Annotated in this window: 11 protein-coding genes; 6 read left to right on the forward strand and 5 right to left on the reverse strand. The window is 70.7% G+C overall.

Annotated features, from left to right (window positions below):
• Positions 1 to 169 precede the first annotated feature (169 nt).
• Positions 170 to 1,408 carry a helix-turn-helix domain-containing protein gene (locus tag C4U03_RS32435; RefSeq protein WP_146087599.1) on the forward strand — a complete coding sequence of 413 codons (1,239 nt, stop codon included), beginning with the start codon at positions 170 to 172 and terminating at the stop codon, positions 1,406 to 1,408.
• Between the two features lie 21 nt (positions 1,409 to 1,429).
• Here C4U03_RS32435 and C4U03_RS32440 read toward each other — a convergent pair whose 3' ends face one another.
• The 3 genes from C4U03_RS32440 to C4U03_RS32450 all read right to left on the reverse strand — a co-directional run bounded on the left by C4U03_RS32440 (position 1,430) and on the right by C4U03_RS32450 (position 2,758).
• Entirely contained in the window at positions 1,430 to 1,801 is a 372-nt protein-coding gene (locus C4U03_RS32440; protein ID WP_103943409.1) for a hypothetical protein, read from the reverse strand.
• A 175-nt stretch (positions 1,802 to 1,976) separates the two neighbouring features.
• Complete coding sequence (locus C4U03_RS32445; protein WP_103943412.1) at positions 1,977 to 2,447, reverse strand: ATP-binding protein; 471 nt, start codon at positions 2,445 to 2,447, stop codon at positions 1,977 to 1,979.
• Positions 2,444 to 2,758, reverse strand: a complete 315-nt coding sequence (locus C4U03_RS32450) for a hypothetical protein (protein WP_146087600.1) — start codon at positions 2,756 to 2,758, stop codon at positions 2,444 to 2,446. Before C4U03_RS32450 ends, C4U03_RS32445 begins: the two co-directional genes overlap by 4 nt.
• 240 nt (positions 2,759 to 2,998) lie before the next feature.
• Between C4U03_RS32450 and C4U03_RS32455 the strand changes: the two genes are divergently transcribed.
• Positions 2,999 to 4,285, forward strand: coding sequence for a helix-turn-helix domain-containing protein (locus C4U03_RS32455; RefSeq protein ID WP_146087601.1), 1,287 nt, complete (start codon positions 2,999 to 3,001; stop codon positions 4,283 to 4,285).
• A 66-nt stretch (positions 4,286 to 4,351) separates the two neighbouring features.
• Here the strand turns inward: C4U03_RS32455 and C4U03_RS32460 are convergent, their stop codons facing one another.
• Entirely contained in the window at positions 4,352 to 4,651 is a 300-nt protein-coding gene (locus C4U03_RS32460) for a hypothetical protein (protein ID WP_103943415.1), read from the reverse strand.
• 287 nt (positions 4,652 to 4,938) lie between these two features.
• Complete coding sequence (locus C4U03_RS32465) at positions 4,939 to 5,619, reverse strand: TetR/AcrR family transcriptional regulator (RefSeq protein WP_235018286.1); 681 nt, start codon at positions 5,617 to 5,619, stop codon at positions 4,939 to 4,941.
• Positions 5,620 to 5,783: 164 nt separating this feature from the next.
• Here C4U03_RS32465 and C4U03_RS41400 point away from each other — a divergent pair, with 164 nt between their 5' ends.
• The 4 genes from C4U03_RS41400 to C4U03_RS32480 form a co-directional block, all read left to right on the forward strand.
• Positions 5,784 to 5,972, forward strand: a complete 189-nt coding sequence (locus tag C4U03_RS41400) for a hypothetical protein (protein WP_200827627.1) — start codon at positions 5,784 to 5,786, stop codon at positions 5,970 to 5,972.
• On the forward strand, positions 5,962 to 6,813 hold the full coding sequence (locus C4U03_RS32470) for an acyl-CoA dehydrogenase (RefSeq protein ID WP_103943419.1): 852 nt from the start codon (positions 5,962 to 5,964) through the stop codon (positions 6,811 to 6,813). Before C4U03_RS41400 ends, C4U03_RS32470 begins: the two co-directional genes overlap by 11 nt.
• On the forward strand, positions 6,810 to 7,958 hold the full coding sequence (locus C4U03_RS32475) for an acyl-CoA dehydrogenase family protein (protein ID WP_103943421.1): 1,149 nt from the start codon (positions 6,810 to 6,812) through the stop codon (positions 7,956 to 7,958). Before C4U03_RS32470 ends, C4U03_RS32475 begins: the two co-directional genes overlap by 4 nt.
• Positions 7,959 to 7,969: 11 nt before the next feature.
• Positions 7,970 to 8,322 (forward strand): enoyl-CoA hydratase-related protein (locus tag C4U03_RS32480; protein ID WP_200827622.1); only part of this gene is annotated, 353 nt, incomplete at its 3' end.

Here is an 8,322-nt window from a genome sequence, read left to right on the forward strand (position 1 = left end):
TCAGCTCAGCGGCGCCGGACGATCCCGGACAATCCGGCGCCGGGCCGACACGTCGGCCTGTCTGCGAGCGCCGGTCCAGGCCGGGCCGCGGCGCTCGCAGACGGGGCACGCAACCGAGGTGACGCATGTGCACGGCCTCATTCACAGCCGCAGGGGGGCCATGACCGCGATGAACGCACGTTCTGGTCCGTGGGAGGAGCTGCCCCCGGAGCTGGCCGAGGTGCTGCGGCCTGAGCTGCCCCGGCTCGCCGACGAGATCGTGGAGGAGATCCGGCACGGTGTCCCGGAGTTCGACCGCCCGCTCCAGGGCGCGTTCGGAGCGGGCATGCGCCTGGGCGTCGAGCAGGCCCTGAGCCAGTTCGTGGACCGGATCGCCGACCCCGCCGCGCACTCGCCGCACGATTCGCACGTCTACCGGGCGCTGGGACGAGGCGAGTTCCGCGAGGGCCGCAGCATGGACGCCCTGCAGGCCGCCTACCGGATCGGCGCCCGCGCCGCCTGGCGCTGCTTCGCCACCAGCACCATGAAGGCCGGCCACTCGCCGGAGACCCTGCGCGCCCTGGCGGAGGCAGTCTTCGCCTACATCGACGAGGCCGCCGCCCAGTCGGTACAGGCGTACTCCGAACTGGCGGCCAAGGCCACCGGCACGCTGCAGCGGCGCCGCCGCCGTCTGCTGGAACTGCTCACCGACGACACGCGGCCGATCTCCCGCGAGGCCATCGCCTGGCTGGCCGCCGAATCCGCCTGGCAGATGCCCGCCCGGGTCGCGTGCGTGGCCCTGGAGGGGGCCTGGCAGGAGCGGCACCTGGTGTCGCCCGCGGTGAGCCCGGACGTCCTGATGGACCTGGAACGCCCCGACCCGTTCCTGCTGGTCCCCGACGCCGACGGCCCCGGCCGTCAGGAGATGCTCGTACGGGCGCTGGGCGATGCGGCCTTCGCGGTCGGCCCGAGCGTCGAACTCGTCGACGCGGCGCTGTCCCTGCGGCTGGCCCGCCGCACCCTCGCCCTGTGCCACCGCGGCGTCATCGCCTCCGACCCGCCCGTACGCGCCGCCGACCATCTGCCTACCCTGCTGCTGTTCAGCGACGAACCCCTCGCCGACCTCATGTCCCGCAGCGAGTACGACCCGCTCGCGCAACTGGCCCCCGCCAGGCGCGAACCCCTGGCCGAGACACTGCTCGCCCTCCTCACCGAAGGGGGCAGCGCCCCCGAGATCGCCGCCCGCCTCCACGTCCACCCCCAGACCATCCGGTACCGCATGAATAGGCTCCAGGAGCTGTACGGCCCGCGGCTCGATGACCCCGACTGGCGCTTCCACATGCAGATCGTCCTGCGCAGGCGACTCCTTCTCGACCGCGCGACCGGCACCCGCCCCCCGGCACCGCCCTCACCGGACGCCAACCGCTGAGCGACAGCCGCCGGCCACAGATCACCAGCGACCATGCACGGTGGCGCCGAACCGGGCGCGCAGTTGCCGGAGCCGCCCCCGTAGCCGTCCCGCTCCGGTGCAGTCGCGCACCGGGTCCGGCCACGCCGGGAGCGCCTGCCCGAACGGCGCTTCCCGCAGATGGGCCAGCAGGTACAGGGCCGCCGCCTCCACCTCGGCCGCCGGGCAGCGCATTGACCGGACCGGCCCCCATGCGAAACACCGCTCGCCGCTCAGCCAGGAGACGATGACCACGACGTAGGCCCGCGCCGTGTCCGCCCCCCGATCCAGCGAGATCATCACCCCGTCCGCGACGCGCAGGACCCGTACACCGCGCAGCCGCAGCGACTGGGCCAACTCGTCCAGCTCATCCACCCGCCGCGCTTCCTCTCCGCCGCATGTTCCTCTTCTCCCGTGATCCCTGGAGGGCTGACTGGATCGCCGTGCTGTGCCGGAAACGGCGGCCACGCCGCATCGGCCCGTCCCTGCGGCGACGCCGTGCCGCCGCCACACCCGCCCGTAGTTGTACGGCCCGCCGCCGCTTATGCGATCACCGGGGCCATCCCGCCGTCCCGCCGGTGCGCGGCACCTCGAACCAGACCGTGGTGTGCCCGGCGTCGTCGCGCGCCCAGTCCCACCGGGCCGCCAGTTCCCGAACGATCAGCAGGCCCCGGCCGCCCAGCACCGCGTACGCGGGGACACGCGGCTCGCCCGCCGCGCCGCCCTGATCGGTGATCTCCACCCGGATCACCTCATCGGTGGCGATCACCGCCGCCCACACCCGCCCACCCGGCCGGCCGCTGGCGGTGTGCAGCACCGCATTCGTGACGATCTCGGCGGCCATCAGGTCCACGTCGCCCAGGTCCACCCCCGCGCCGTCCAGCGCCTCGCGCAGGTAGGCCCGCACCTCACGCACGTTCACCGAAGCGTCCGGCGCGTCGTCCTCGGCCGGGAACCGGACGACCTCCAGGAACCGCACCCCGGCCGACCCCGCGCGTGCCGGTAGATCTGCCCTGGTCATCGGCCTGCCAGCGCCGCGGCGGCAGCCCGGATCGCGGCCATGTCGTCGGCCGGGTGCCGGTGCGTCCCGTCCCACAGGTACGCCCACCGCGCCCTGGCCCGGATCACCACCCCGACCGCACTTTGCCCCCACACCGGCCGCAGCATCAGCGCCGTCTGGCCGCTCGTCTCCACCACCATCCGGGACGCCTGACCACGCTCCACCAGCGCGATCGCCAGTTCCGCCAGCAGCCGCACCCGCATCTGCGTCATCCCGGGCTCGGTCCGCCCCGACCCCTCTCCGGGCCGAGGCACGTTCGGTAGGTTGCTCATGGGTCCGACTCCTTTCCAGTCGGGCCAAGGCCCCGGGTACCCGGTGTTAGCGGCACCGGCCGGGGCCGCCTTGTCCATGGCGGCCCCCGCACCCTCAGCGGGCTTGGCTACTTTCTGTGCGCATCACCTGACTGATTGCGCTGTTGTGGTGTTCCATTGACTCTGACAACACAACCCTGTGTGAAGTGCCTGGCGCGGGAAGCCCGACTGCCATAACTCCCCATAAACCCGGAGGCCGACATGGCGCGACCCACCCAATCCGTGGACCCGCAGAAATCCCTTCGGCACCTGGTGGGCGCCACCATCCGGCACTGGCGTGAGGTGAGCGGGATGAGCGTGATCGACTTTGCCCGGGACCTTTGCATCGATCCGTCGCATCTGTCCAAATGGGAACGTGGCCTGGCCCCTGTTCCGGCCGACCAGATCTCCCGTATCGACCGGATCTTGAATGCTGATAACCACATCGCCGCTGTTCACGCCGCCGCCGCAGAACTGGAGGAACACCGCACACGGAACCGCGCTACGTTGGAAGCAGCAAACCAATACGAAACGGACGGCCAAGACGTGAAACGCCGCGCAGTCCTCCAACTGCTCACCGCCCTGGGTGCGGGGGCCGCCATCCCGCCGGGAGTGCTGGAGGAAATTCTCTCCGGCGTCACTCCGGCCCTTGACGATCATGTCGATCTGGACGAGTGGGAGCGCACCGTCCAGGAGTACAGCCACATGATCAATATGCGGCCGATCGGTGCATTGATCCCGGACCTCACCGCCGACCTCGTCACCGTGAGCCGGCTTCTGGACCGCAGGTACGCGCCCCTCGTGCATGCGGGACTTTTCCGGGTCAGCGCCGGGCTCTCCGGCCTCCTGGCCACGCAGTTGGACGACGTGGGGGATCGGCGGGCCGCCCGCGTGGCATGGAGCTCCGCTCGCCGCGCCGCCGACGCGTCCGGCGACCGGGCCCTGTCGGTATGGGCTCGCGGCGATGAAGCCAACGAAGCGACGTGGACCGGGCGGCCGACCCAAGTCGTGAGCGATCTGGCCGACGAGGCCATCGAAATGGCGGGAGGGGTTCCCTCCAGGGGACTTGGACGGGCCTATGCCGCACGTGCCCGGCTGGCGGCCGATGAAGGCGACAAGGCCGCGGCGTTCGCGGCGCTGGACGCCCTGGCCGATGTGGTCGATCACGAACTCAGGGACTTCCCTGAACGGCACCTCCGGTGGAACCAGGCGTACGTCTACACGCTCGTCGGCGACCCCCGGGCCGAATCGGCGCTCGACCAGGCGTTCGCCCTCTACCCGCCCGGCACCCTGGGACCCGTCTCCAACCTCCGGCTCATTCGGGCTGTCGGGCTGGTCCGGCATCGAGAGGTCGAAGAGGGCATCCGGCACGCCATCACAGCGCTTGAGGAAGGGCCGGTCAGCGCCACGAGACGGCACCTGACCGGCCATATCGTCAAGACCCTGCCCGACAAGGCCCGAACCCTTCCCGACACCCGCGAACTGCGCGCCCTGGCCTCCGGAGCCTGAAGTCAGAGCCTGCGCACCACAGCACGCCATTACGCTCTCTCGCGGAGTCGGCGGGGCCGGGACGGGTCAGGTGGTGGAACGGCCCGAACATGCCGGGCAGGCGGTCTTGACCATCCGGCGGGCAGGTCGTTCGGTTCCCAGGTGGATGACGACGCCCGTCCCCAGGCACCTCGGGCATCCGGGCATCGCGTTCGCGCCGAGCTGTTCCCACACCGGGGACGTGTCACCCAGCGGGCGTTCCTCCGCGGGTTCGTTGTCATCGCCCACGTATCCCGCGCCAAGGCAGAACTCGCACTGCAACGTCAGGGAGCCGAGACGGTGCTCTCCGCTGCCCCCGCAGTCGGGACAGTCCAGCCGGTCGGTCATGAGGTCGTCTTACCCGGCCCGTTGCAACGAGAGCACGGCCGCTCTTCCTGCTTCGCGCTGCCGTTCTTGCTCGTGACCAGGACTTTTCCCGATCCCATGCACATTGCGCAATCGACCTGTTTGCGGCGCTTCTCGGCCATCGCGTACCTCCACCCGCAAGCGTAGGCTCCCACGCGCCTACTGACAGTGACTATCAGGGCACAGCCGCGTACCGCATCGGGAGAGGAACGCACCTGACCTGGCAACCGCTGACGGCGGCCCTTCTCGGCGGGCCGGGGCGGCGGCGGTTACTTGGTGGTGCGGGAGGTGCGGGGTTTGGCGGGGGAGCCGCAGAGGCCGCCCAGGCAGAACTGCCAGACCTCTTCGGAGGTGACGGGGCTGGCCTGGCCGCCGGGGACGCTGCTGGTGTAGGCGGTGAACATCACCGTCTGCATCACCAGGGAGGCCCGGCGACGGGTCTTGCCCTCGGGGACGGCGCCGGCCTCGGCGGCCTGCTCGATGAACTCGCTGAAGAGCGTGAGCAGGGGGAGGTGGGCGGTCGCCACCTCGGTGGGGTGCTTGACCAGCAACTGGAGCGCGAAGTCGTTGAACAGCGGGCGCTGGACCTCGGGGTTGGGGCGCGACTGCTCGTACAGCATCTCGACGGCGACCCGCAGGCGCTGCATCGGGTCGCGCTTGGCGTAGGCGGCCTGCCGGATCTCGGCGGCACCCTTGGACAGCGCGTCCTCGAACAGGGCCAGCAGCAGCTCGTGCTTGCCGTCGAAGTGCTGGTAGAAGCTGCGCAGCGACTGCTTGGAACGGTCGACGACCTCCTGGACGGTGAAGTCCGTCGTCCCCTTCTCCGCGATGAGCTCCTGTGCCGAATCCAGGAAGCGCTGCACCCGCTGCTCGGCGCGGAGCTTGGCGGCACGGGTGGACCGCTCTACGGCGCGCTGGCGCCAGGCGGGCTCTTCGGAGACTTCAGTCACGGGCAGAACGATACTCCACCTCAGCGGTAGGTAGTCGCCTTGCCGTACCGGACCGTGACCACAGGTGTCGAGATTCCTGCTTACGAACAGGAGACTCTTACTCGCTGAACATGAGAATGATACTCTCGCGACATGCACCACCCAGGAGGGCGGGCGGCCCGGCCATGAGAGCCGCCCGGCGCCATGCCCCCGGCGATCCGGTGACGGCCGAGGAGACCCCCGGGCCGCCCGCATCGTTCGCCGACGGGGTGATGCATCCCCGCGTCCACGCCGCCCACCCGCCCGGCGAGGCCCCACCCGTGGGCCGCCGCGCGGTCGGCAAGGTTCTCTTGGAGGTCGCCCATGGACTTTGAATTCGACGAGGATCAGCGGCTGCTCCAGCAGATGGTCCGTGAGACGGTGACCAAGTCGCGGTCGCTGCCCGAGGAAGAACTGTGGGCGCAGTACCGGGAGCTGGGGTGGCTGGAGGCCCCTCCGGTGGAGCTGGCGATCGTGCTGGAGGAGCTGGGCTACGTCGCCGACCCGACGCCCTTCCTCGCCACGGCCACGTGGTTCGCGCCGCTCGCCGGGCGGCTGCCCGAGGGATCGGGGACGGCGGTGTGCGACGGGACCGGCCGGTTCGTCCTGGACGCCGACCGGGCCGACGAGATCGCGCTGGTCACCGGGGACGGCGTGGTCGTGGTGAAGGGCTCCGACGTGCGCGCTGACCGGGTCGCCGTCTTCGACCAGACCCTGCACGTGGCCCACGTGGACGCGCCCGGCCTGGTGGCCGGGGTCCCGGACCTGGCCCTGATGGGTCTGGCGATCACCACGGTCGGATCCTGCCGCCGCATCCTGGACATGGCCGTCGCGCACGTGAAGCAGCGCGTCCAGTTCGACGTGCCCATCGGCTCCTTCCAGGCCGTCAAGCACAAGGCCGCCGACATGTACGTGGCGATCGAACGGGCCCGGGCGCTGGCCTACTTCTCCGCGCTGACCATCGCCGAGGACGACCCGCGCCGCCGCCGGGCCGCCGCGATGGCCAAGGCCGCCGCCGGCGAGTGCCAGCGCGTCGTCTTCAAGCACGGCCTGCAGCTCTTCGGAGCCATGGGCTTCACCTGGGAGAACGAGCTGCAGATCTACCTGAAGCGGGCCAAGGCCGGCGACCTGCTGCTGGGCACGGCATCCGAACACAGAAGGGCTTTGCTGGCATGAGGCTGACTGCCGATCCGGAGGTCGAGGAGTTCCGCGCCGAGTTCTCCGCCTTCCTCGACGCCAACCTGCCGTCCGAGCAGGAGGCGGTGCCCCGCTCGAAGTCCAGCGCGGACATGCCGGAGTGGGCCAGGCGCTGGCAGCGCACGCTGTTCGACGCCGGCTGGCTGCTGCCCGGCCAGCCCCCCGAGTACGGCGGGCGCAACGCCACACTGGCGCAGCAGCTCGCGCACCTGGAGGAGCTGTCCCGGCGGCGGATCTACCACAGCTTCAACCCGCAGGGCCTCGGCATCATCGCGGCCTCGCTCCTGACGTTCGGGACCGAGGAGCAAAAGCGCAGGTGGGCCCTGCCGATCCTGCGGGCGGAGATCACCGCGGCGCTCGGCATGAGCGAGCCGGGCGCCGGGTCCGACCTGGCCGGCCTGCGGACCCGCGCCGTCCTGGCCGGCGACCACTTCGTGGTGAACGGCCAGAAGGTGTGGACCTCCGGCGCCCACGACGCCGACGTGCTGCTGACGTTCGTGCGCACCGACCCCGAGGCCCCCAAGCACAAGGGCATCAGCGTCCTGCTCATCCCCACCGATACCGAGGGCGTGGTGCGGCGGCCGTTCGGGTCCATCACCGGCCCCGAGGACCTGGACTTCAACGAGGTGTTCTTCACCGACGTCCGGGTGCCCCGGGAGAACCTGGTCGGCCCGCTCAACGACGGCTGGCGGGTGGCCAACGGCTCCCTGGGCCACGAGCGGACCATGCTGTGGATCAGCTTCGCCGAGCGGCTGGAGGACCTGGTCCGGGACGCGGCCAGCGACGCGGAGTGGTACGCGACCCTGCTGATGGACCTGCAGGCGCTGCGGCTGCTGGGCTACCGCCAGCTCGGCGGCGACCAGAGCCCGGCACAGATCTCCGTGCTCAAGCTGCTCGGCTCCGAGGCCGTGCAGCACGCCAGCCTGCACGCGCTGGAGGAACGCGGCGCCGAGGGACTGGTCCACCCCGCGTTCACCGCCCCGTTCAACCACATGAACCACGAGCCGTTCATCTCCAGCTGGTTCGAGCGGTACGTGCGCAGCTTCGCCGGAACGATCGCCGGCGGCACCTCCGAGATCCAGCGCAACATCATCGCCGAGCGCATCCTCGGCCTGCCCAGGTAAGGGAGACACCGATGGAGCAGATCCTGTACGAGGTCAAGGACCGGGTGGCGGTCATCTCGTTGAACCGTCCCGAGGTCGCCAACGCCCAGACCATGGACCTGCTGGACGACCTGGACGCGGCCTGGAGCCGGGCCGCCGACGATGAGGAGGTGCGGGTCATCGTGCTGCGCGGCAACGGCAAGCACTTCTCGGCCGGGCACGACCTCAAGAGCGGGGCGCCCGCCCCCGAAAAGCTCACCCTGGAGTGGATCTACACCATCGAGGCCCGCCGGTACCTGGAGTACTGCCTGCGCTGGCGCAACGTTCCCAAGCCCTCGATCGCCTCCGTGCAGGGCAAGTGCATCGCCGGCGGGCTGATGCTGTG

The organism is Thermomonospora echinospora (assembly GCF_900108175.1).
Taxonomy (GTDB): domain Bacteria; phylum Actinomycetota; class Actinomycetes; order Streptosporangiales; family Streptosporangiaceae; genus Thermomonospora; species Thermomonospora echinospora.